General features: G+C 41.0%; 21 protein-coding genes. 9 read left to right on the top strand and 12 right to left on the bottom strand.

Features of this window, described 5'->3' with window-relative positions; genetic code table 11:
* Positions 1-27: 27 nt before the first annotated feature.
* Together H6G32_RS05475 and H6G32_RS05470 are read right to left on the bottom strand one after the other, a co-directional pair.
* Positions 28-801 carry a TIGR03943 family putative permease subunit gene (locus H6G32_RS05475; protein ID WP_190455899.1) on the bottom strand — a complete coding sequence of 258 codons (774 nt, stop codon included), beginning with the start codon at positions 799-801 and terminating at the stop codon, positions 28-30.
* A gap of 247 nt (positions 802-1,048) precedes the next feature.
* The gene (locus H6G32_RS05470; protein ID WP_190456080.1) at positions 1,049-2,104 is read right to left on the bottom strand and encodes a permease; all 1,056 of its coding nucleotides are present in this window, start codon (positions 2,102-2,104) and stop codon (positions 1,049-1,051) included.
* 627 nt (positions 2,105-2,731) lie between these two features.
* Here H6G32_RS05470 and H6G32_RS05465 point away from each other — a divergent pair.
* Complete coding sequence (locus H6G32_RS05465) at positions 2,732-4,090, top strand: sensor histidine kinase (RefSeq protein WP_190455896.1); 1,359 nt, start codon at positions 2,732-2,734, stop codon at positions 4,088-4,090.
* A 607-nt stretch (positions 4,091-4,697) separates the two neighbouring features.
* Positions 4,698-5,489, top strand: coding sequence for an exosortase-dependent surface protein XDP2 (locus H6G32_RS05460; protein ID WP_190456079.1), 792 nt, complete (start codon positions 4,698-4,700; stop codon positions 5,487-5,489).
* 302 nt (positions 5,490-5,791) lie between these two features.
* Here H6G32_RS05460 and H6G32_RS05455 read toward each other — a convergent pair whose 3' ends face one another.
* Complete coding sequence (locus tag H6G32_RS05455; protein ID WP_190455894.1) at positions 5,792-7,276, bottom strand: glycosyl hydrolase family 57; 1,485 nt, start codon at positions 7,274-7,276, stop codon at positions 5,792-5,794.
* Positions 7,277-7,373: 97 nt separating this feature from the next.
* Positions 7,374-8,249: an SDR family NAD(P)-dependent oxidoreductase gene (locus H6G32_RS05450; RefSeq protein ID WP_190455892.1), complete on the bottom strand. Its 876-nt coding sequence runs from the start codon at positions 8,247-8,249 to the stop codon at positions 7,374-7,376.
* An 807-nt stretch (positions 8,250-9,056) separates the two neighbouring features.
* Between H6G32_RS05450 and H6G32_RS05445 the strand changes: the two genes are divergently transcribed.
* From H6G32_RS05445 to H6G32_RS05430, 4 genes are all read left to right on the top strand, one after another.
* Positions 9,057-9,458, top strand: coding sequence for a hypothetical protein (locus tag H6G32_RS05445; RefSeq protein WP_190455890.1), 402 nt, complete (start codon positions 9,057-9,059; stop codon positions 9,456-9,458).
* The gene (locus H6G32_RS05440; protein WP_190455888.1) at positions 9,458-9,892 is read left to right on the top strand and encodes an HNH endonuclease; all 435 of its coding nucleotides are present in this window, start codon (positions 9,458-9,460) and stop codon (positions 9,890-9,892) included. Before H6G32_RS05445 ends, H6G32_RS05440 begins: the two co-directional genes overlap by 1 nt.
* 259 nt (positions 9,893-10,151) lie before the next feature.
* On the top strand, positions 10,152-10,376 hold the full coding sequence (locus H6G32_RS05435; RefSeq protein WP_190455886.1) for a hypothetical protein: 225 nt from the start codon (positions 10,152-10,154) through the stop codon (positions 10,374-10,376).
* Between the two features lie 59 nt (positions 10,377-10,435).
* A complete protein-coding gene (locus tag H6G32_RS05430; protein WP_199328005.1) occupies positions 10,436-10,798 on the top strand; it encodes a hypothetical protein in 363 nt (120 codons plus the stop codon).
* 591 nt (positions 10,799-11,389) lie between these two features.
* Here the strand turns inward: H6G32_RS05430 and glmS are convergent.
* The 4 genes from glmS to H6G32_RS05410 all read right to left on the bottom strand — a co-directional run bounded on the left by glmS (position 11,390) and on the right by H6G32_RS05410 (position 16,939).
* Positions 11,390-13,279, bottom strand: coding sequence for a glutamine--fructose-6-phosphate transaminase (isomerizing) (gene glmS, locus H6G32_RS05425; protein ID WP_190455884.1), 1,890 nt, complete (start codon positions 13,277-13,279; stop codon positions 11,390-11,392).
* A 315-nt stretch (positions 13,280-13,594) separates the two neighbouring features.
* A complete protein-coding gene (gene psaC / locus H6G32_RS05420; RefSeq protein WP_012411495.1) occupies positions 13,595-13,840 on the bottom strand; it encodes a photosystem I iron-sulfur center protein PsaC in 246 nt (81 codons plus the stop codon).
* 554 nt (positions 13,841-14,394) lie between these two features.
* Positions 14,395-14,553, bottom strand: coding sequence for a hypothetical protein (locus H6G32_RS05415; RefSeq protein WP_190455882.1), 159 nt, complete (start codon positions 14,551-14,553; stop codon positions 14,395-14,397).
* Between the two features lie 97 nt (positions 14,554-14,650).
* Positions 14,651-16,939, bottom strand: coding sequence for a tetratricopeptide repeat protein (locus H6G32_RS05410; protein WP_190455879.1), 2,289 nt, complete (start codon positions 16,937-16,939; stop codon positions 14,651-14,653).
* A 317-nt stretch (positions 16,940-17,256) separates the two neighbouring features.
* Here H6G32_RS05410 and H6G32_RS05405 point away from each other — a divergent pair, with 317 nt between their 5' ends.
* Entirely contained in the window at positions 17,257-17,628 is a 372-nt protein-coding gene (locus tag H6G32_RS05405) for a DUF6464 family protein (RefSeq protein ID WP_190455877.1), read from the top strand.
* A gap of 17 nt (positions 17,629-17,645) precedes the next feature.
* Here H6G32_RS05405 and fmt read toward each other — a convergent pair whose 3' ends face one another.
* Entirely contained in the window at positions 17,646-18,650 is a 1,005-nt protein-coding gene (fmt, locus tag H6G32_RS05400; protein ID WP_190455875.1) for a methionyl-tRNA formyltransferase, read from the bottom strand.
* Positions 18,651-19,707: 1,057 nt separating this feature from the next.
* On the opposite strand from fmt, the gene H6G32_RS05395 reads away from it, so the two are divergent.
* Together H6G32_RS05395 and H6G32_RS05390 are read left to right on the top strand one after the other, a co-directional pair.
* The gene (locus tag H6G32_RS05395) at positions 19,708-20,985 is read left to right on the top strand and encodes a hypothetical protein (RefSeq protein ID WP_190455872.1); all 1,278 of its coding nucleotides are present in this window, start codon (positions 19,708-19,710) and stop codon (positions 20,983-20,985) included.
* A gap of 395 nt (positions 20,986-21,380) precedes the next feature.
* Positions 21,381-21,575 carry a hypothetical protein gene (locus H6G32_RS05390; protein ID WP_309232562.1) on the top strand — a complete coding sequence of 65 codons (195 nt, stop codon included), beginning with the start codon at positions 21,381-21,383 and terminating at the stop codon, positions 21,573-21,575.
* Positions 21,576-21,788: 213 nt separating this feature from the next.
* On the opposite strand, the gene H6G32_RS05385 is transcribed toward H6G32_RS05390, so the two are convergent.
* From H6G32_RS05385 to H6G32_RS05375, 3 genes are all read right to left on the bottom strand, one after another.
* Positions 21,789-22,241, bottom strand: a complete 453-nt coding sequence (locus H6G32_RS05385) for a DUF29 domain-containing protein (RefSeq protein ID WP_190455870.1) — start codon at positions 22,239-22,241, stop codon at positions 21,789-21,791.
* Between the two features lie 64 nt (positions 22,242-22,305).
* The gene (locus H6G32_RS05380; RefSeq protein ID WP_190455869.1) at positions 22,306-22,893 is read right to left on the bottom strand and encodes a Uma2 family endonuclease; all 588 of its coding nucleotides are present in this window, start codon (positions 22,891-22,893) and stop codon (positions 22,306-22,308) included.
* Positions 22,894-22,924: 31 nt separating this feature from the next.
* Complete coding sequence (locus tag H6G32_RS05375; RefSeq protein WP_190455867.1) at positions 22,925-23,140, bottom strand: helix-turn-helix domain-containing protein; 216 nt, start codon at positions 23,138-23,140, stop codon at positions 22,925-22,927.
* Positions 23,141-23,162 lie beyond the last annotated feature (22 nt).

Here is a 23,162-nt window from a genome sequence, read left to right as displayed (position 1 = left end):
ATTGGTTATTGGTTATTGGTTATTAGACTAATAAGTATAAGGATTCTTGGGTTGGGGAATTGTTTTCAAGGAATTAGCAGCAATAGTGAGTTGGCGTTTACCTAAAAGATTTTCTGTCACCATTTGTCCTTCCACTTCTAGCCAGATATCAGGTGGGTATTGATCGCGAGTTCCTGTGAGTTTGACAGGTAATCCTGCTGGATAGGCATCTGCGGCGCAGCAAGTAATTACAAACCTTGCCAAGAACAAATGGTCTTTGCTCATGTCTGGTGGGTGGATGACAAATCCCTGTACCTTAACTTTTTGTCCTGCATAAGCATCAGGTTCGGGATAGACATTGAGAGTGCGTACCCAGTCTACAAGCGATCGCTCCTCTGGACGAATGGTAGCGCGAAAAGCTTGGGGTTGGGCGCGTGTCGCTCCCATTAATTCAGTCACACCACCCTGAAGTGCCTTGTCACTGGCAAACACGCGGGGTGTAATCATTAACCCTAAAATCGCCGCTGTTAACAGCAAAGCACTACCCCACCCTGGGGGAAACAAGCTGAAATGTTGGGTGCTGGGCGGATCATAACGGCGACGTCGCACCCAAAGTTGCCATGCTTTAGATAAGCCAACAATTAGCAAGCCAAAGCCACCTGAAATAGCTAACCAAAAGTAATCAGGGTGAATCAATAAATTCAGCTTGCCTGTCAGCCAGTATTTCAGAATTAAAACTCCCCAAGCTCCAATTGCGAAGACATCCAGCCAAGGGAGCAAAATATTTTGGATTTTGGATTTTGGATTTTGGATTGAAGTCATTAGTTATTGGTCAAACAGGTCATTGGTCATTGGTGAGCCAGTGCGCAGAACCGTCTTGTTTCCACGCCACGTGCTTTAAGCCGGGGAACCCGTCCAACGCAGTGGCTCCCCATGAGCAACTGGCGAACCCGAAGGGTCATTGGTCAAACAGGTCATTGGTCATTGGTCAGTCGTTTCGCGGTCAATTTGAATTTTGAATAAGATAATTTTGAATTGCAGCGAAGCGACCTTGGTCATTAGACAAAAATCAAATGACGTGTAAATTCAAAATTAAGGTGAATAAAAACGCTAGTTGTCCTGCTAAAGCAAAGAGATAAATTAGAGCTTTAGGTTTGAAAATTGATAACATCAAACCAACGCCTTTAATATCAATCATTGGGCCAAATACCAGAAATGCTAACAAGGAACCACTGGTAAAAGTTGAGGCAAAAGATAGCGCAAAGAAGGAATCCACTGTAGAACAAATTGACACCACTGCCGCTAATATCAGCATGGCAACAATTGAACTAATCGGCCCAGCCCCAAGACTGAGGATGAGTTCACGGGGAGCTAGAACTTGAATAGCCGCAGCAATTGCACTACCTAAAACCATCACTCCGCCTAATTCCCGTAATTCTTGGACGACATTATCCAATAACAGGCGCAATTTATCTGCCAGGGGTTTACTAGGGCTAGAGGCTGGGGTATTGGCTGGGATTAAATTAGCATCTAGACGCGTGGGGCCACCTGCTTTTCCTCCCAGAATATAACTTCCTGATTGCAACAAACTGGGTGTAGTGGCTGGCTGTTGTACCTGTCCATGTCTCCGTCGGCCCTTAGGTTCAGGTTTTGCGGGTGGATTAAACTTCAGATAACGGGCGATTTCAGGTTGCAACATCGGACTCAAGTCCTTTTGAAAACTGAAAACATAACCAATAATAGTGGCGATTAATAAGGAAAAGACAACTCGTAACACCACTATTTCTGGCTGATCTCGAAATGCTGTCCAAGTTGCCCAAATCACAATTGGGTTAATTGTCGGTGCTGCTAGTAAAAAGCCGATTGCTACTGGTGTGGGTACTCCCTGCATCAATAACCGCCGCGCCACCGGCACATTACCACACTCACACACCGGAAACAAAAAGCCAATCATACTGCCAAATAAAGCGCCCAGTAGGGGATTTTTGGGCATTCTCTCCACTAATTTGCGTTCATCAACAAAAAATAGCAGCAAACTGGAGAATAAAACCCCAAGCAGCAAAAAAGGCATCGCCTCGACTAGCAGACTTAGAAATAGGGTAAAACCATTGTTCAGTTGATTTATCATGCGTCGCAGTCACAAGCGGTTTTGAGTTGTAGGGTTCTGCCTAGCCATTCTATCGGAATGAGGATCAAAAGCAAGTTGGGATAATTAAACCTCATTATAATCAGCGAGTTAGTTTCGCTTAAGGGCCATAAAGCAATTTTTAGCTGAGTGCATTTACTAGCGATGACTATGACTAAGATTGTCTGACTTTAGAAATGGTTCCGATTCCAGCAGTTAAGCATCTCCAGGATCTTGAATTAGCTATGTTTATATTTACAGTAATTTGCTTGATAGTATGTTGAAAGAGCGAAATTTTTACCAAGGATTTACAGTATTTCTACATTTGGGGATCTCTAGGAGTTCCTGTCTACCGTAAAATCTGATATGTGTTTTGGTTGATTTTTTACTCTCAAAAACTTAAAATTGCCACACCAAAGTTAAATAAATGCGGTAAATGCCCTGCGGTATTTTGTGCAAAACCTGCCCACCACAAGTAGATCAGCGATTTTTCTCAGATATTCATAGATGCTCTACAAGCAAAGTCTGCACAAGCGGATTTGGTAACTTATGGCTATGGGACGATCACGAGGGGAGCTAAAATATTAGCTGACCGGTTGCAAGTCTAGCTAAAGATTAAGGTGTCTAGTGCCACAAGAATTCAATCCTCAAATCTCAGGGCCATTTTTTTCTGTTGGTAGCGATCGCGATCTTGGTTTAGGTTCAACCCTCCAGGAACTGCCATTGTGCAATTTTCAAGTAGAAATTAGCTGTACTGGTAAAGAAATTGTCCAGGTTTTTGAAAAATACCCCCTGTTGCCAGGAGCAATTTTGCTAGAGGAGGGAAAGTTTCTGGGGATGATTTCCCGACGGCAACTGCTGGAATTTTTGATTCGTCCTCATGGACAAGATTTGTTGAACCGGGAACTGTTGAGCGTGATCTACAGCTATGCACGGACAACGATTTTGCTGCTTCCCGATACAACAACGATTTTGACAGCGATGCAACTTAGCTTACGGCGATCGCCTGAACTTTTGGCTGAACCAATTGTCGTGCAAACCGCACCTGATACCTACAGATTATTAGAGGTACAGCAATTGAATATTGCTTCTTGGCAAATTCGGGGTATTGAAACTCAGGTACGGTATGAACGCAGCCAAGCCAAAATGATCCAAAATGATAAAATGGCAAATCTGGGACGCTTGGTAGATGGAGTAGTACACGAAATTTTAGATCCCGTGGGTTTTATTTGGGGTAACTTAACTTACGTCTCCAACTACAGCCAAGATTTTCTGAAACTGATCGCAGCTTATGATAGGACTTTTCCTCAGCATTCTGAAGAAATTAGGCAACTCAAAGAAGATATAGAATTTGATTTTATAGAACAAGATTTATTACTAACACTGACTAGTATTCGTCATGGGGCAGAAAGATTAAAAAAACTCGTTGCTAGCTTACAAAACTTCTGTTATATCGATGAAGTATATCCTAAACCAGCAGACTTACACGCCTGTATAGATAGTATTATCTTACTAATTAATAGCCGAATTAAAGGGGAAATTGAAATTGTTAAAAATTATGGACATCTGCCTCCACTATGTTGCTTTTTAGGACAGTTAAATCAGGTATTAATGAATATTTTAAGTCGCTCTGTAGATGCCTTACTCAATGCATCAGTACGACATAAGTTTTTATCAGAAGCTATAAACACTACTGATAAACCCCGAATTGAGATTACTACAGAAGTAATTTCCCAGCCAGCTATCAACCTACACGCACCAGATTCTCGCTGGGTTGCTATTCGCATTGCTGACAATGGCCCAGGAATGTCTCAGGAGTTGCAACAGCAGATTATTGAGTCTTTTTCTGTGCAAAAACGGGCTGATAAGGAAACTAGCCTAGCCGTAAGTTATCAAATTATCACCGCAAGACATGGGGGTAAATTAAATTTCCGCTCACAATTAGGTATTGGTACTGAGTTTGAAATTCTTTTACCTTTGGTTTGATTGTGATGTGACACGATAAACGTAGACCCAGAGCGGTTTTCCCAATCACCAAATCCAGATTAGCCGAAATCTTAACCGACGTGGGTTAGAGTCTAAGTATATTTGGGTATGCTTAGTAAAATCTCAGTGAGATTACTATCGCTATTTTGTCACTTTGGGATAATGCAATACCTGAAAAATTTACGGGGCTTGAATTTTCACTGTTTGGCTATGAATTTTATTTTCTGTTAGAAAAGAAGGCTCCAAACCTTGATTAAATCAGAGTTACAAAATCTGACTTCAATTATTCTTTTTCGAGAGTGATAAAAGAGGGTTATAGCGTTTCCCTATCATGTGAGGTACACCTTAAAAACGAAAGTCTTGATATATAAAATCTTTACATACCTCATTAGCTTCGGAAAGGCTATATTATTTTGTTTTTATGGAAATTGAGGCGTTTTTATTGACAAGATGCCCTTGCCTTGTTTTATCGCTTTCACTAAAACTTTAACGATGAATCAGCAATGTTACTGATAGATTTTTGTAATACTTATAACGTAAAATTATATTTAGCTTATGTAGTAAATTTGACAAACTACGGCACACACTTTAAATTGCGGAGAATATGATGAAAGCTCAAGGTGCATTTATTTCCATAGGCTTAGTTTGTACTGCGGTTTTAGCTATGGCTAATTCTGCTCAAGCTGCAAGTTTTACCAGTAACGTCAGCTACACTAGTGCTAAAAACGATGTGATATTGAATTCCATTACCCAGAGTGGAAAGACAATTAACAGCTTTTCCTACGTCAACAATGCTGTAATACAGTACAATACACCCAGAAACGCTACAAGCACTAACAGTGGTGCTGCCAGTACAGATAAAGGTGACAACGCTACTTCGCCCCTGGCCCCGGCAGAAGACCCCACCAGTACAGCTGTTGCTAAATTCTTGGGAAACAACAACTTAAACAATATCATTGACACTGAAGATGATGGGACTTTCACAATTGATGTGTTTTTTGATAGCGAAATTACACAAGATAACTTGGGACTCGATAACCTGTTCTTCTGGGAACGGGGTGTGAATAGTGATTTGGGTATTCAAGCATTGGATAGCACTGGAAGCTTAATCGCCGGTAGCTACAAAAAGCTACTACGTACCGAACAGCAATATACTGGCTTCAAAATTGACACCGTAGAAATTGCTAGCGCTCAAGGTCTAGGTTCTTGGGGAGTTAGCCTCAATGAGTTGGGAGTTACCAAATTAAGTGGTCTCCGACTCACAGCTAATGCTAGCTTTAATGGCCCCGACTTCAAGGTGATTGCTAGAAAAACAACACCTGAACCAACAACCATACTTGGATTAGGTGGGGTAGCTGCACTGGCCTTACTACGCCGTCGTAAGTTAAAATCTGCCTAATAATGCTGTTTTGATATGGATCAAATAATTATATTCAGCCTAGAAGTGGAATCTGAAGAATCTCTCTCAGTCATCCAGTTATAGGCTTTTTCTGTATCTAATTAGGACTTACGAATTGATAGGAAACACCAAATATGAAGCATTGCTTAAGTCTGTTGTAGGGTGCGTCAGATGTCCAAAATCTGTTCATTATTGCCAAATTATTGGGTCTGACGCACCCTACAAAGCCATGTTCAAAAGCCGAAAATGATCAACTATCGTTGCTCCATATCGTGTTCAATTTGTATAGTGCGTAAGTTCTACTAATATGAAGCTTGCAACAAATTGTCGCCCTGTTGATAAATCTCCTGGGCGTAGTCAGTCCAAGCACCTTGTCCCCAATAACGAAAACAGCTTGTTTGCAACAACAGGTTATGTAACAGAAGATTCCGGTATTTAGATTGTCTGGTAAAGGGTTCTGCTGAGTTAGCAGTCAATAATTTATTAACTTTTTGATGAAATGAACTACTTAACTCATACATGGGAGATAGAACATTTTCATATCCTTGCACCCAACTAATATGATTAGTCCAGGAAGCACCATCCATGTGAAAATTGGGGTTGATTTGCTTAATTTCTTGAATGGCATTTTCTAGAGCGTGGGGTAGGAAATTATCTGGTGAAACTCGCTGCCAAATCTGGTGTTGTCCCACTGGCTGACAAGCAGGAAAATCTTCGGTTTGACAACCAGCATCTGCTAGTAATTCTAAATATTCTGTGCCACACACTCCAACAACTCCTGTTTTACCTATTTCTCCCCAAGCTTTTTTAAAAGCACTGGGAAATTCATTCATCATCACACCACCATTTTCACCGTCACCAATTTGGCTGACGATTGGGGGTACTAAAATATTACCTATTTTTTGTTTAGATAGGGTTTTGGCTTCATAATATGGCTGCATTTGAGCTACTAATTTAGTATCTGAACCTTGGGTTTTAATCAAAGCTGTGATACTAATTGTTTCACCTTGGGAATTGCGAGCTATTAAACGGTGTGGTAAATGTTTGTCGATGATAGATTCACCGCTAAGTGTTTCTATAGTATGTTCTTGAACGAGTAGCCAGCGATATCCACATTCTTTGAGGGCTTTGACAAATGCAAATAGGGTGTCAGGGTGATTTGGTAGGTGCATTTCTGGGGGTGAAAATCCTTTGACTCGCCCTAGTGCTTCCCAACCAAATATTGCTGCAAAGTGTTGTTGCCATGCGATGATGTGTAGTTTAATATCTGGGATGGGGGTGGAAGGAATCACTGCATGACTCCACATTGTACCCAACCACTCTACATAAGGCTGATAGGTAGAATCGCAGGTGATGCGTTTGAGGTTGTCGATAATGTCTGCGCGTCCCATTTGTTGGAGTCCCCACAAAAGATTACCTGAGTAATCCAACATCACACGGGGATTGCAACCTTGATTGACAAGTTCGGGGATGAAGTCTCCCATGCGACTATAACAATAGGCAAAGGGCCCGGCGTTGTGGTTATCTCCTTGGTGAGGATTTTCAAACATGTGTTGCAGATTGCTGATGAGTTTGCCATTATGTCCAGCGGGGATTGTTGGCTGGTGCATGTGTAAGGCGATCGCAAATACTGCATTTACATCCTCTAACCGGATATTGGTTGTTGGTAAAAAAACAGGTGCATCATGGTTAACTACAGAGAGTACCTCTGTTTCCCAACCAGAAATATTTGGTAAATCATCAATGATTTCGGGCAATTTAGGGAGAGTGGTAGGAAAGGTAAGCATTTCTGGTTGCTCCGAAACAAGGTATAGCTATCATCTTGCACCTGTATCTGGCAATGAGTGCCCGAAGCTGCGCGATTCTTAACCTAGAAGTCTCTTATCACTTCCGCGCAGATACTAAAGAAGCCATATTTCCAGACAACAACCAATCGCCAAAACGGTGGATTTTTGCCCGAAAACTCTTAATTAAGCTGTCTTGAGGTTGTTTTGTTCCTGGTGTGGCAAGTTGTAAAATCTGCTCTAGCAACCAAGGGGAAAGACGTTGACACCAGACGGCTAAATGAGATTGCCATCCCACTAATATTTCTGGTGTATTCTTTTCTAGTCCAGCAACGAGTACTTGGGCTACTTTTTCGGGAGTCATGGGAACTACCCAGCGAAATAATTGTAAGTCGCGTACCATGTCTGTGTCTGTGAGGGTGGGGAGTAAGGCGATAACACGGATATTATGTGGTGCTAGTTCTTGGCGTAAGGCTTGGGTAAAGCCGATAATTGCAAACTTGGTGGCGGAATATGTGGCCATTGTTGGTGCTGCTACTTTCCCCATCAAGCTGGAGACGTTGACAATTGTCCCTTGTCTTTGGCTGGCCATGCGTCGCGCTATCAGACTGGTGAGGGTGTACATTCCCATTAAGTTGACTGATAGTTCTTCTTGGACTTGGGGAAGTTTAGATTGTAAGAATGTGTTTTGGTATGCTACCCCTGCACAATTCACTAGGAGATCAATGGGGCCATCATTGCGCCAAAGTTGTGCGATCGCAATATTGATGTTGACTGAATTGGCTAAATCTAAGGACAGGATTGTGGTTTCCACTCCCATGGACTCGATTTGTTGGGCAACTTCCGCTAATTTATGGCGATCGCGTGCCACCAATATCAGCCGTTTCATACCAAGTTGTGCTAATTCTAAGGCGATCGCCCGGCCAATCCCACGTGAAGCTCCAGTAATTAGAGCAACTTTACCTTGAATATTCATGGATTTTAACCTCCAATATCTGCGTCTTACCGCATCCTTCTTTGCTTTCTGATGCAGAGTAAGACAGATCATGCATTGTTATTCAAATCTGAACTCAGCCTAGACACACGAGATATTTCTGGACTATTCTGCAACACCTCTTGATTGCCTGTACACAGCAGAAACCTCTCGCTTTCACGATAGTTGATCAAACACGAAGACTATTCGCAGAGTGGATACAGCTCATCAGTTTTACCTCTTTTTTATCCGAGCGTTCACCATTACTGTCGCACTTACACACCCTAGCAGCTAAATCAAGCTATTGCAATATTTTTTAATAAGAATTGCTTAATACTTCTTTACAACGAGTATATCTATAGGGAATATTTAATGAGATAAGTTTTTATGAATACTGGCTCATCTATATATAGATCCCCTGACAATCAGTTGCTTTTCACCAAAATTGTGATGTTGCTCAACAGCTATTTTCAGGTAAATGAACCACACAACAGAAACTCTTTCCCCGTGTAGAGACGTTGCATGCAACGTCTTTAACGTTCTAAACAAAACGCATTAGGAACAATCAAATTTATTTAGGGAACGTAAACACAGTCAAAATCTGGATTTATAGGATTTTATAGGATTTAAGGATGAACAGGATTTGAACTTAGATAGGATATCAAGATGAAAAATAATCCAGTTTATCCTCTAATCTGGTTAATTCTGATTCTGACATTTTACACTGGTTGAAACGCTTACCATAGTTTAACTATCTTAAATTTGATTGGGTTATAATTTAAGCTATATGTAAATGAGGTCAGGTTTCCCATGACTGCACCTACAGAAATTCGCCGAAGAGCAATGACACTGCTGGAACAATTACCGAGAGAATCTTTAGTAAAGGCAGTTGAATTTTTAGAATCCCTTTCTCATGAGTCTATACAGCTAACAGAAACGCCAAAAACTCCAAATAGCGAAGCTGCTTTATTGCAAATTATTCAACATCGGTTATCTCCAGAAGCACAAGATAAATTATCTTATTTGCGTCAGCAAAATGAGACTGGAGAAATTACAGAAACAGAGTATCAAGAACTACTGACATACATTGACCGTATTGAACAACAAGATGCAGAACGCGCAGAAGCATTGATTCAGTTGGCTCAACTTCGTCAAGTTGATTTAAAAGTGCTGATTAATGAGTTTTTACCTACAGATAATAATGTAACCTGATGTCGGAGCGAGTAACAGAATCAATTAGGCGTGTTGTTGCTGCTCGTGGACGTGGTTATTGCGAGTATTGTCGTTGTTCCGAAAAATTTGCCACAGAGAGCTTTACAGTTGAACATATAAAACCCCGAAAAGCAGGTGGTGAAACTGTTTTAGAAAATCTTGCCTGGAGTTGCTTTGGTTGTAATGGTCATAAACATACCAAAACAGAGGGAATTGATCCAAAAACGGGAGAAAAAACAGCATTATATAATCCTCGACTGCAAGTTTGGAGCGAGCATTTTGGCTGGAGCGATGATTTTGCAGAAGTCATTGGTAAAACATCTTGTGGACGAGTAACGGTTGAAGCTTTGCGTTTGAATCGCGCTGGTGTTGTCAATCTACGTCGTTTGTTGACGAGTGCAAATCTACATCCACCTGAGAAAGTGGAAGATTAAAATGAATCCTGTTTATTTTTCCACAATTACTGTAGAAATATAATTCAATAGCGATCGCACAGTTCAACACAGTATCTTACCGTTAACGTCTTGCTGGATGTTGGGTTTATCTATCGTCAGATATCGCTTTTATATAAAAGTTTTATGTAGCACACCATCAAGTTTTTCACTGCGTGTATAAATTGTATGGTATAATTGACTACTAAATATCTGGTTATTAGCAAGAAAGCTAAAAATATTATTTCAGGAGTTATTTAACATGAGTGGATCACAACCCACCTGGTGTGCTGATGGCAGCTCTCTTCCTCCAATAGATCCTCATACTAAAGCCAAGCATCTTATTATTGAACAATACATTGAAAATCTAGTAATTACACTTTATAAAAAAGCTCTTTACGGAGTGACTAAGTTTACTTTTATAGATGGCTTTTGTGGGGGTGGAATGTATGATCATAAAGACAATAATAACGTTATAAAGCTTTAATCAAAGGTTATGAAGCTGGGTGTAGATTGTATGTTGCAGTCGCTCCTACCCCTCCCAGTATGACTTTAGATGATTTCAAAAAACATTTGTCTGAAATCATGAAATTTAAGCCAGAGGTAATCTTTTGGGAACCTATCAATGCTCGTGGAACTAATGGAAAGAGGATGATAGCCGCCGGATTAGAGTTTACCACTTCCATTATGACTAAAAACTCATGGGCGGAATACTTTAAACGACAATGGGATGATATTGAAGAAGCAGCAAAAGAGGTAGGGTGTTTGGATCGCCTTCATATTTGGCCTGATCCTGAATTGAGAGGTTATGTTGATGATGCTAAATTAGATAGTTGGTTGTATAGACCTACAGTAGAAAGGTGGGATAGCCTGAAAACACCCAAAGCAAAGAGGCTCCACAGAAGTTGAGTCAATTTAATCTACAAAACAGATCCTGATAGAGTTAAATTTTCTCTATTATATATTGTGATAAATTTACAATTTTCTCATGTGGGCATTGCCCATTTGCCTAATAGATAATTTTGCCAAATATCAATTATTCAACAGTTACAGACTTAGCTAAATTCCTCGGTTGATCAACATCCAAACCGCGCCGCGCCGCAATATGATAAGCCAATAATTGCAGGGGAATTACTGTGAGGATGGGGAAAGTAAACACAGTCAGAATCAGGATTTAGAGGATTTAAGGATGAACAGGATTTGAATCAAAAATTATCCTGTTTATCCTCTAATCTGGTTAATCCTGATTCTGACATTATTTAGAGGATTTAAGGATGAACAGGATTTAAATGAAAAATCATCCTGTTTATCCTCTAATCTGGTTAATCCTGATTCTGACAATTTAAATCCATTTGGGATCTTCCCGTAATAGCTCCCACCCACTAAAAATTCTCCTCTGGATGATTGGTACATACACCCACAGGAAAATTTGTACAACTTTTTTATGTATTTTTCAACTTTTGTATTCTTCTACAAAACCCAATAACCCTACCATCAAACTTATTCCACAGTTACAGATTTTGCTAAATTCCTCGGTTGATCAACATCCAAGCCGCGACGGGCTGCAATATGATAAGCCAATAATTGCAGGGGAATTACTGTGAGAATGGGGGAAAGTAACTCTTCCACTTCAGAGACAGGGATTAAATCGTTAAAGATTTCTGCTGCTTCGCCATGATTGACAGAAGTAACACCAATTAAGCGGGAATCTCTGGCTTTTGCTTCTTGGGCGTTAGAAATAACTTTTTCGTAGACAGTTCCCGGAATAGCGATCGCCACTACAGGCACTTTAGTATCCAATAAAGCGATGGGGCCATGCTTCATTTCCCCCGCTGGATAGCCCTCAGCGTGAATATAGCTGATTTCCTTTAACTTTAACGCCCCTTCTAATGCGATGGGAAAATTAATCCCCCTACCCACAAAGATAAAATCTTTAGTTTCGGTAAAGTCGTGTACCAAATGCTCAATATAACGCTCTTGAGTTTCTAAAATGGCTTCAATTTTCCCCGGTAACTGGTGTAACCCTGCGAGAATTTCCTCTAACCTATCGAGAGTAATAGTTTGGCGACGAAAAGCCAAATCCAAAGCTAAAGCATAAAACGCCATCAGTTGGGCGACAAAAGTTTTCGTAGCCGCAACGCCAATTTCAATTCCTCCGTGGGTATTGATAATCTGAGCAACCATATTACCCAAGGTACTTTCTGGGCGATTGGTAATCCCCAAAAGTCGCGGCTGATACTTATCTCCTTTATTGCTGCGACGTTCTTTTTCCATCGCTAAAGCTGCCAAGGTATCGGCGGTTTCTCCCGATTGAGTTACGCCAATGGTAAGTGTATTCGGCGTTAGGGGTGATGGTGCATAGCGAAACTCAGAAGCATACTGCACCTGTGTGGGAATCCCCGCCAGTTGTTCAAGCAAGTATTTACCCACTAAGGCAGCGTGCCAACTAGTACCGCAAGCAACTATTTGAACCTGTTCTAAATCTGCGTAAATTTCCGGTGGTAAACCAAGTTTAAAAGGCGACTGATTAGTTAATTGTGCATTCCATTCAGGCTGCAAGTAAGCTTCTAAACAAGCCCGTACCACTCCCGGTTGCTCATAGATTTCTTTGAGCATAAAATGCTTGAATCCCTGCTTTTCCACCATGATGGGATTCCAGTTGAGGGTGCGGGGGTGCTTTTTTAACCTCTCCCCAGCAAAGTTGTAAACCTCAACGCCTAAAGGGGTCAAGCGGGCAATTTCGCCGTTTTCTAAAGGTAGCACGGCTCTGGTGTAGGGAGCGATCGCCGGAGTATCGGAGGCGCAGAAAAACTCACCTTGTCCAAAACCAATCACCAGGGGGGCTTGTTGCCGCACTACAATCAATTCATCGGGGTAGTCAGCGGAAATAACTGCGATCGCATAAGCCCCCTCTAGACTCTTCACCGCTTCGCGAACTGCCTCTAACAAGCCAAAAAGGGAATCCACCGGAGAATGCTTGAGAAACTCCGCTATCAGGTGAGGAATCACCTCTGTATCGGTTTCCGAAACAAATTTGTGTCCTTTCCCTTTTAGCTGTTCCCGTAACTCGCGGTAGTTTTCAATAATCCCATTTTGCACCACCGCCACTCGCTTTGCTGTATCCAGATGGGGATGGGCGTTATACTCTTCCGGTTTACCATGAGTCGCCCAACGGGTGTGTCCAATCCCCAGTTGGGCTGGGTTCTCTATTTGTTCGAGCTTAGAACGCAGGTTCAGCAGTTTCCCCTTAGCCCGCACACAATGTACCTCACCTTCCCAAATCGTAGCGATTCCCGCAGAATCGTAACCTCTATACTCCAACTTTTCCAACCCAGCGAGTAAAATATCTGTCGCCGCTTGAGTGCCAATATATCCAACGATTCCGCACATTGCTTACACCACTCCGGTTTCAGGATGATTTAAGTTATTAGCACGAACGCGACATTTAAGCAAAGAAAAAAGGAGCAAGTTGCTCCTCTCACCACTAGATATTGTTAAAGATTTTAGGCTTTTACAAAAAAAGATAACCTTGTCGAAGCGACTGTACACACCCGACAACGCCAAAGGTGTTTCATATTGAGACCATCAAAAAAGTCTTGAGTGCTGAGTCCTGAGTGAAGAATCAAGAAATCGTTTTAGCTAATTGACTTCTTGCTTCTTCTTTTCTCAGTCCTCAACACTAAAATACTGAGTTTTTTAAGTTCCTCAGTAAGCTAGACCCATGCTGCGAGTTGTTTCAGCGCCCAGATAAACCCGGATGCTCAAAAAGTCAGTGGGACAAGCAGTTTCGCATCGTTTGCATCCTACACAGTCTTCAGTGCGGGGTGAGGAAGCAATTTGAGCAGCTTTACAGCCATCCCAAGGAACCATCTCTAGCACGTCAGTAGGGCAAGCGCGGACGCATTGGGTGCAGCCAATGCAGGTATCGTAGATTTTAACGGTATGAGACATTGAAAAAACCGCTCCTTCCGAGTGTTCTTCTCTGCGAAAGAATCATAATCAAGGCATAGTTTACCGCAGTGCTTGATAGGCCGCAGTCAAAAGGCTACATAACTTTAAACAATGTAATAGGCACGTTGGACAATTTGTTTTTGCGCGATCGCCCCAATTGCCTATTAATCAGCAACATTGCAGCCAGGTGTTTACCCAATTGACTCCCCAAAAAAATGTTGAATTGTAAAGAGGTGTAAAGCTAAAGTCAATTTTTAGCCGTTATCTATAGTACCCATAGCTTGGAAGTTATGCAATATCAAACCAAGTTTATTTGTAACAAAATATTAATTATTAAGTAAAAATCTAAATTATCTAGAGTTATAGTGTATGGAGCAGTAAATATAAAAATATCCTGACTTTGTCAGCGCAAAGTCCCAAATTAAAAGCTAAATATTTGATATCCAGGACTATTTCATTCTCAACAACCGCCATGACTTACGTCCCCCTGCGCTATCAGAATGAATTCTGAGTCCAATAGCACTCATTCGTCTAAAGACGACTAAAAGAAATTTCTAGTCAGTTTTAACTCTGTAGCTTTTACCGTTGCGTTGCCGTTTTTCTTCAATTTTTAGCTCAACAATATCTGACAGTGGATACTCAACAGTTTTGGTAATGAACCAGAACCACTGACGTTTTTTAATGATAGAACCAGGATTTTTATCACTCAGCATTTGCACAAGCTATCGCAATTCTACAAGATACCCGATTTCTAAGAAATCGGGTATCTGAGCAACTTTATCTGCTAGGAGAATAATTGCCATTTTTCCATTAGTCTAAATTATCCAGAAATTCTTGTAATTCATCTCGTAAATTCTGAATATACTCACCACCGGGAGCTATTGCTAAAGAGCGACTTAATAAAGTTACCGCTTCTTGAAAACATCTGACAGCTTCTTGTTTTTGGGCTAACTCTAAAAGTAAATTACCCAAACTTTGTAACGAATTACCCAAGTTGCTGAGAGCATAAATGTCATCAGGATCCAAGTTGAGGGCTGATTTGTAAGCTGTTATCGCATCATTGTAAGATTGTAATGCTTGATGATGCTGGGAAAGCTGTGTTTGGATATCACCCAAACTTTGTAACACAATCCCCAAATTGTTGAGAGCATAGATGTCATCAGAAGCCAAGTTAGCTGATTTGTAAGTAGCGATCACTTCACTATAAGATTGTAATGCTTGATGATACTGAGAAATCCATGTTTGCAAAACCCCCAATTTTTGTAACGCATTCCCCAAGTTGTTGAGGGTAGCAGTATCATCAGGATTAATTTTTAGGTCTTGTTTATAAGCCGCTACAGCTTCTAAATATTTTTCTTGCGCTTCTTGATATCGAGTTAAGATAGCGAAATAATCGCCTTCAGATTCGGATACTCTACCCAATTGAAAATTGCTCATTATCACCATTTCATTTCTGATTTTCAAGAGTGAACGGCATTTTTCATACCGACTGTTTTGCAATGCTTCGTCAAACACCTTCACCCACTCATTTACACCCTGCAACCAATCCAAACGGTTAGCGTGATAAATTGCTTCTGCTACTTTGCCTTCTTGGCGGTAATATTTTTCTAACACCTCATGGGCTTGTTGGGTAATTTCGTTAGCCCCTTCATAGTCTAAGGGAGGCAATAAGTCGTGGATGCAATACCAGTCTTTACCCAACTGCTTTACATCCCAAACAAAAGAAAATCCTGTGAGGATTTCAAAAGCTGGTTTAGTCGTTTGAAAATGCAATTTTTTACCTAAAAGGCGATAAATATCAAAGTTAAATGCTCGACAGACACTTAAAGCATAAACAGCATAACCAATTTCTCTATCTGCATATTTCAGCAATCGGTTAATTAATATCTCAGCTTTATTTGCTGTTTCTGGTGTTTTGGGGAAGTCAGCAGGGGTAATATTAACTCTTTGCTCTTTTGCTTGCAATACCAAATCCGCACACAAACCCAACAAAAACGGATGCACTTGATTGACTGCTAAACTAGCATAGGCGATCGCACTTTTTCTCAATTCCTCATTCGTAATTTCAGCACGTCGTAAATACTCGTCAGCATCAACTGGTGAGAGACAATTCACCAATTGAGTATCTAAGTGATGAATGGGGAAATTCTTAGCTTGAGTCCAGCGTGGCGCTTCTCTACCGGCAATTACTGCGACTATACCCGCTTTTAGTTCCAATTCTGCTAAAAAATATCTTAGCCATTCATCTTTTTGAAAAAATAGCGTATCTGGTAAGTTGCGCTGATAACTCCAAAAGGCTTCGTGAGTATCAAAAAATAGTACAATTCTTCCTGGTGCATTCTTTTGGAACATCGCCGCATTTAAATCTTGAGCCAAATATCGCGGAAGTTCGTTAATTAATTCGGTTTCTGCATCCATTTGGCGAATTTCTTGCACATCTTCTGCTTTGATTCCCCGCTGCTGTAAGTACAATACAAAGTTTTCCCCTAAATACTTGCTGAAAATTCCCAATACTGATTTACCTATAGTTCCCCAAGATGTTTCGCTGACAGCATTACCAATTTCTATCAGCAAATCAAATTCTTCTGGGGGAAACAGTTCTTTTAATTTTTCGGGGGTGAGGCGGTTTTTTTGCTGAAGATACCAAATGCAAGCAAAGTCATACAACGGAAACTGCAAATGATAATTTAATTTTGTTGCTGCACGAGAAAGCGATCGCCTTAATACCAGCAGCCCATAAAATGGATCTTGGGGTTGATCATCCCCATTTGGTCTTGAGCCAAAATCCTGTAAAACTGCTGGTATTGGGACAAATTGCCAAGAATCTGCTAATTCTTCAATATATTCTGCTATTTCTCTATCAGCTTTGCTCTTTAGTCCTTTCCAAATATCCAACCGTAACCGCTTACAACACTGAGTCCGTAAAAAATTCAGCAGTAGAGATTTACCATTACCGCCATCACCATGAAAAAATAAGATTTTTTCCGCTGGTCTTTCATCATTCAAATAGGCAGCAAATAAGCTGATTAAATTGTAGCGGTCTGTAAATAAGTTTAAGGCGCGATTTCCATCAGTAAGCAGTCTGTAATTAATACTCATGTCAGCAAAAACAAATCTATGGTGCTATTAGTCTTAATCAAGACGGATGAGCCTAATTTCGGCGATGTCTTCTAGCGTAACGAGTGTTCATCGCTTCTAGCGGGCGGTTACGCCATCGCGCCCCATTTAAAATTCCTTTTCAGGCGCTTCTTAAAGACAATTACCGTATAATCCCAGGTATAAATAATGCAAATATTGTTTGAATACAGATTTCTCGCAAATCTGGTAAACCGATAATTATAGTCTAAATCCGGTTAGCTAAGGTAGCCTATTGCGATACCATCTTTATAATGTTGTAAATCAAATAACATTAGCTTATGGAGCCAGACTCTTTACCTACCGAGGTTATTCTGACGCACCCGCGTCAGTCCCTGGGGAGGGTGCAACTCGATTGGACACCCCAACCAGGAAATTATCTCGATTTTCAAGGTAACACCTACGCCGTTTTAGAGCGCCGCCACAGATACCAACTAAAATCAGGCCGCTACAGCTTGCATAATATAGCCATTTATGTGCAGTCCGCTAAACGACCAGATGAAAAAAGTTTAGTAGCGGGACGCTGGGTAATTGGTGATGCTACCTGTCGCTACAATGCTGATTCAGAACTTATTCGTTGTGCAGTCAATCCAGAGGGGCCTTGCAAGTCTTGCCGTTTTTATGAAAACTTAGAAGTTATTCGTGAGGAGTGAGAAACAAAAAGTTATTCTTAATTTCCATTACCAAATACCTCGCCGACAGTTAAGCGGCTACCATTTACAAAATCCCATCCCGACTGGGGACGTTTACCAGCTAGCTGAACCTCTCGCAACAGCAGCAAACCTTCCCCAGTTTGGGCGATCGCACCAATTCCCTTAATGACACTGACCACTTCCCCCGGTTTGCCTGATATAGTTGACAAATCAGGCATTTTATGAATTATTTCTTGTAATTTTGGTGGTAGCTCGTGAATGTAAGCAGCACCCAGGGGCGCGGTGGCGGTGATTTTTAGTAGTTGGTTGCGAAAGGTAGCAGTGCAGTTAGGGTAAAAGCCTCTAATTTGATTGTGTAATTGGATAGCGCTCTTCGACCAATCCAAGCCATAATCCTGCTTTTGAATCAATGGCGCATAAGTCGCTGCGGAATTATCTTGAGGAATAGGCACAATTTCCTGGCGTTCCAGCTTTAACAGCGTTTCCACCAATAAATCTGCACCAGTTGCGGCTAAGGAGTCCGCTAAAACTTGAGCATCATCCAGTAATTCAATGGGTGTAATTGCTTTCAGGAGCATAGCCCCCGTATCCATCCCCGCATTCATTAACATGGTCGTGATCCCGGTTTCCTCTTCACCGTTATACAGACACCACTGAATCGGCGCTGCACCCCGATACTTAGGTAAAATCGAGCCATGCACATTAATACAACCCAACTTTGGCATATTTAAGATTTTTCGGGACAAAATTTGTCCATAGGCAACAACTACAAACACATCTGCGTCTAATTGCTTGAGTTGGGTTAAAGTTTCAGTGTCTTTTTTCACCCGTTCAGGTTGCCATACTGGGAGGTTATGAGTGTTAGCGAAGGTTTTTACAGGTGATGGTGTTAGTCTATTCCCCCGTTCTCGGCGTTTATCTGGTTGGGTAACAACAGCTAATACTTCAAATTCTGGGTGATTCAGTAATTTATCTAGGGTAGGGACAGAAAATTGGGGAGTACCAAAAAATACAATTTTCATTATTGATTAGTCAATAGTTATTAGTCAATAGTAATTGTGTCCCGAATCACTGACAACTGACCATTGTCTCAATCACAATATCAAGGCGAGGGTGTCAAGGGATCTTGATTTCTTTGAATAAGTTTGGTGATTTAGTGGTAAAGTGATTTATGATTAGCTAAACGAAAGGTTAGTTAGATCAACTCAAAATATATTGGCGAGCAAATCAGTTAGTATTAGCTGCATTTGTTGTTGGTGAACTTCATTATTTGGCTATGTCTCGCGACAGGGCTGGTGAAGCATCTGCCGACTCTACCGGTTTAATGATAATTGCTTAAAATTGGCTTTAGTGTAATTGTGTCTCCAAAAGAATATTGCATCATCGCAATTGTTCTAGACCCCATTGCAATTTGTGCTTTTGTGTAGTTAACAGTGGTATTTGTAGGTTATCATCTGTTATGCATCCGCTGTACCAAAGAAAGCAAATCAAGCCTCGCCTTTAGCGTTATCAGGGTCTGTGCTGTTATAGCAGGGTAAAAACAGGCAAGCCTAATATAGATTAGCTTTTGCTAATGCCATTGCTCACTAAATCCTAGCTCCTACCAAAAATAGCTAGAAAATACGCTTAATAACCTGATTGTTACTTAAATTTCGGTGCAATTGGGTATAGGGCAGCAATATTAGTGCTGCGCGGAATTCAAAATATGCCTGCGGCACGCTACGCGTTAGCGAGAGCTACTCTGCAAGAGGCATAAAAAGCTTATTAAGTAGACTTGTGGTCTATTTTTAATAAGATATTTATTTCCGCCGTTGAGTACTAGTCTATAAGTTACGCAGTAATTTCTGATGTTATCTGCATCAGTACAGTGCTGGCATATTTTCCTGAAAAAACAGTAATTCTCAACTTCCCATTATTAACTGTAAATAATGTTACTGAGGTTTTGTAAAGCTATGCAAAATTTGCCCAAATTATCTCGTTAAAGTTTTGAGTTTCTTGTTATACATATAATCATAGCTTTCCCCATTGCCGCATAGACATTGCTCCTCACACAGCAACCGCCCCCCTAGAGAGTCCACCATGCCTAAACCCCTTTTGCTGTCAGGATGGTTCCGCAGACAACCATTTCTCAAATACTGTGTTGTAGTGATACTGCTTGCACCCTTAGTAGGGGCAGCGGCTCACTCTACCTCAGCGAAACAATCGGAGGTAGAAAAGAATACCTTAGGAACTGGAGAATCTGCCTCCATACCTAAGGAAGTAGCTGCTACTGGGGAACCTAATTTAACAGCAGATCAAATCAACACTTTGAGTGGAGAAGCTGGTTCTGGGTCAGTAAAAATGGCTACGATTGGGGAACCGCAACTATCACCAGCTAATCAATTTAACTTTTTGGTAAGAGAAAATAATTCTCTCAACCGTAGCTCTTATGCAGCTAAACACACACCCTTCACAGAGGGGCCTGTTAGTCAACTTGATTTAGTGCAAAGATTAAAAGCCGCTAAATTGAAGCATTTGGCAGAAAAAGATAATTTTATCTCTAGTAGCGCTGCCCTTGATCCGTTGGCAACAGTCGCACCAGCCGTGCGAGAACCACAACCAAGCTTAACGATAGAAACCAATGGGGATCAACAACCTGATGAGTCCCAAACAGTACTAGCAGATCCCATCGGTAGTCCTCATCCTATTCCCTGGAAATGGATTACGGTGACTCAAGAGGCTATTGGGAGTAAGGGGGGTTCTGGTGTGCGCTACTATCGCAGTCTGCCTGTAGTTTCTCCAGATGGTCAGTATGCTGTTTATAGCCGGGTGCAACTAGAAGTAAAACCCGAAATGTACAATAGCCGAGTCACCAGTGTTTTGTTTGTCCAAGATAGGCAAACCAAGCGGTTACGGGTGATGGCTGCAACTTCTCCTGTTAGCGATCCCCTATTAAGGATGCCAGCAGTGCCAGTAGAACAAACCGATACTAACGGTACAATTGGGGTATTGGTTCCTGTTAGTTGGTCAGAAAAAGGCGATCGCTTTTTAGCACGCAAATTTGAAGGCATATTCAACACAGCTGATTCTACAGATCGGGCCGTGATTTGGGATCGGCAACAAAATCAAGCAAATACAGTTGCTCCTGCTCAAGAGGAAGATGAGCATGAGAAAATAGCAGTATTGTTAGGTTGGAGTAAAAGTCAACCTAATAACGTCCTATTCCGTGCCGGCGAACTAGGTGAAGAAAACTGGCCCTTGGTGCAAGTTGCTAGTGATGGTAAGACTGTAACCACAACAACAGACGCAGATCAGCCGATTACTTTTGGTGAACGATTAACACAAGTTTGGGCAGAACCACAAGTTGCTTCTCGATAGTGATCAAAAATATTAACGATTCCCGTTGTTGCTATAGGTGACAACGGGAATTTTTTTGATTTTTTGCTCGGCTGATAAAATAGGAATACTATAGCAGTCCTAAATCATTTGTGAACACAAAGATACCCGACTTCTTAGAGAAGTCGGGTATCTGACTCACTTTATGTTCACAAATCAAATAGGATTGCTATATACAGAAACCCTTAATTCTCTGGCTGGTAAAAATATGATATTTATTACCCACCATCACCCAAGACATAATTGAACTGGCTCCAGGGGATGAGTTAATTTTGCGATTTAGAAGTTGGGATGATTACGAAAATTTGCTCGCTCGTCGCCAAAATAAAGCAGGATTAAGAATTAAATGTAACAGTGCTACTCAAGAAATTAGAATTATGTCACCGTTACCGGGTCATGGTAAAAATACTGATATATTAGCTGACTTAGTAAAGGCTTTACTTCGACATCAAGGTAAGGACTGGGAAGCATTTACACCTATTACTCTCAAGCGTGCTAACCAACAAGCAGCAGAACCAGACTACTGTTTTTATATTCAAAATCGAGAGCGTATTTTAGGAAGCGTATTTTAGGAAAAGAGCGTCTTGATTTTGAAATTGATCCTGGCTTCAAAAATAGATCATACATTTCTAAAGTCTGATGAGTTCAAAAATCTCGTTGTTCAAACAGTAGAAGCAGCAATGAAAACATCATCTGAAAAGAGATGTGATGCTTTAGCCAATGCTTTGTGGTGTGTGTCTGTTACACCAACAAGTCTTTATATTGGCAAACAGACACTCTAAAAGTTACTCCGGCAAAAACTCATCATCAATTACATTTGCTAGAGTATATGGGCATTCTATAGGAAATGTATCTAATGGTAGCCTAGTTTCAGCTTTGGCTTGTTTGACTGCTTCTGTATAAGACTCGACAAATATACTTTCTAGATAAGGCTTGAGGCTAGGAGATTCGTTGCGAAGTTTCTTAACTCGGCGGCGATGTTCAATAATGCTTCCTTCCCAGCTACCACTTCTATTATCTGGTTGAAACTGCCATTTAAGCAAATCCAATATAATTACAATCAAATTGCTTTCTAAACTTCTTTTCTCACTCCTTCCCATGTCCTCAATTTCCTCAATCAGATTCCCCCAATCGACAGTTGAATATTCCTGATTTCGGAGTTTTTCTACAGTAGTTTCTAGCCATTGCAGATAATCTACTTCATAAAGACTTTGGAAATCAGTTGTTAGAGGAGACATGGCAGTTTACATCGAAAAGTTGTTATGTAATTTTCTAGCGTAGCTTATTCAAATCACACCATTTTCACTCTGTTGTCAATTGAGGCAATTCAAAAGTAACATCTTCATACACATCTGTTACAGCACAGCGGAAATCTACACTCGATAGATATATTTGATCGTCTTTTTCATAGGGATAAAGTACCCATTGCCCTTCTGGGTTGCGACGGAAAATTTCCACATTGATGCGGGTTTGACTGACTAACACATATTCTTGAAGTGATTCTAAATTTCGGTAATCGGCAAATTTATCACCTCTGTCAAAGCCTTCTGTAGAATCTGATAAAACCTCAATGATTAAACAAGGATAACGCAAAAAATTGTTAAAGGTTCTATCCCTTTGGTCACAACTTACCATGACATCAGGGTAGTAATAGGTATTAATCGATTCAATATGCGCCTTGGTATCTGATATGTAAGCCTGACATCCGCTTCCACGCAGATGATTTCTCAGCGTAGCAAACAGATTACCTGCAATAATTACATGAGTATTACTTGCTCCTGCCATTGCGTAAACCTCTCCCTGTCTATATTCGTGCTTAACAGGGCTGGTTTCTTCGCCTTGGAGATAGTCTTCTGGGGAAATATAGCTATAACTGGGATTTGCTACCATTTGTCGTTACCAATTGCGATCGCCTACTATTCTACTCTTCCACTAATTCCATTAATTCTTCAATACTTACCTCAAAAGCACGGGCTATTTTATAGACTGCACTTAAATCAACTGTATTCATACCGTCATCACGCCGAGCATAGCTTTTGACTGTGTTGTAGTTGACTCCAGCACGATCAGCAACATCTTGCAGTGTCCAACCTTGCTTCTCAGCTAATTCTCGTATTCGCAGTCTAACTCGTCCCATCCATCTATTGACACAGGTGAGT

Origin of the sequence: Cylindrospermum sp. FACHB-282 (assembly GCF_014697195.1) — a bacterium.
In the GTDB taxonomy this organism is placed as follows: domain Bacteria; phylum Cyanobacteriota; class Cyanobacteriia; order Cyanobacteriales; family Nostocaceae; genus Cylindrospermum.
The sequence above is the reverse complement of the archived record's forward strand: the minus strand, read 5'-3'. Positions and strand labels throughout refer to the sequence as shown.

Coding starts and splice junctions, on each gene's coding strand:
- H6G32_RS05440 (WP_190455888.1), top strand. CDS start 9,458: ATGTCGGAGCGAGTAACAGAATCAATTAGGCGTGTTGTTGCTGCTCGT.
- psaC (WP_012411495.1), bottom strand. CDS start 13,840: ATGTCTCATACCGTTAAAATCTACGATACCTGCATTGGCTGCACCCAA.
- H6G32_RS05455 (WP_190455894.1), bottom strand. CDS start 7,276: ATGCTTACCTTTCCTACCACTCTCCCTAAATTGCCCGAAATCATTGAT.
- H6G32_RS05375 (WP_190455867.1), bottom strand. CDS start 23,140: ATGGGACGAGTTAGACTGCGAATACGAGAATTAGCTGAGAAGCAAGGT.
- H6G32_RS05395 (WP_190455872.1), top strand. CDS start 19,708: ATGCCTAAACCCCTTTTGCTGTCAGGATGGTTCCGCAGACAACCATTT.
- H6G32_RS05460 (WP_190456079.1), top strand. CDS start 4,698: ATGAAAGCTCAAGGTGCATTTATTTCCATAGGCTTAGTTTGTACTGCG.
- fmt (WP_190455875.1), bottom strand. CDS start 18,650: ATGAAAATTGTATTTTTTGGTACTCCCCAATTTTCTGTCCCTACCCTA.
- H6G32_RS05435 (WP_190455886.1), top strand. CDS start 10,152: ATGAGTGGATCACAACCCACCTGGTGTGCTGATGGCAGCTCTCTTCCT.
- H6G32_RS05405 (WP_190455877.1), top strand. CDS start 17,257: ATGGAGCCAGACTCTTTACCTACCGAGGTTATTCTGACGCACCCGCGT.
- H6G32_RS05390 (WP_309232562.1), top strand. CDS start 21,381: ATGTCACCGTTACCGGGTCATGGTAAAAATACTGATATATTAGCTGAC.
- glmS (WP_190455884.1), bottom strand. CDS start 13,279: ATGTGCGGAATCGTTGGATATATTGGCACTCAAGCGGCGACAGATATT.
- H6G32_RS05410 (WP_190455879.1), bottom strand. CDS start 16,939: ATGAGTATTAATTACAGACTGCTTACTGATGGAAATCGCGCCTTAAAC.
- H6G32_RS05475 (WP_190455899.1), bottom strand. CDS start 801: ATGACTTCAATCCAAAATCCAAAATCCAAAATCCAAAATATTTTGCTC.
- H6G32_RS05415 (WP_190455882.1), bottom strand. CDS start 14,553: ATGCTGAGTGATAAAAATCCTGGTTCTATCATTAAAAAACGTCAGTGG.
- H6G32_RS05450 (WP_190455892.1), bottom strand. CDS start 8,249: ATGAATATTCAAGGTAAAGTTGCTCTAATTACTGGAGCTTCACGTGGG.
- H6G32_RS05430 (WP_199328005.1), top strand. CDS start 10,436: ATGACTTTAGATGATTTCAAAAAACATTTGTCTGAAATCATGAAATTT.
- H6G32_RS05445 (WP_190455890.1), top strand. CDS start 9,057: ATGACTGCACCTACAGAAATTCGCCGAAGAGCAATGACACTGCTGGAA.
- H6G32_RS05380 (WP_190455869.1), bottom strand. CDS start 22,893: ATGGTAGCAAATCCCAGTTATAGCTATATTTCCCCAGAAGACTATCTC.
- H6G32_RS05385 (WP_190455870.1), bottom strand. CDS start 22,241: ATGTCTCCTCTAACAACTGATTTCCAAAGTCTTTATGAAGTAGATTAT.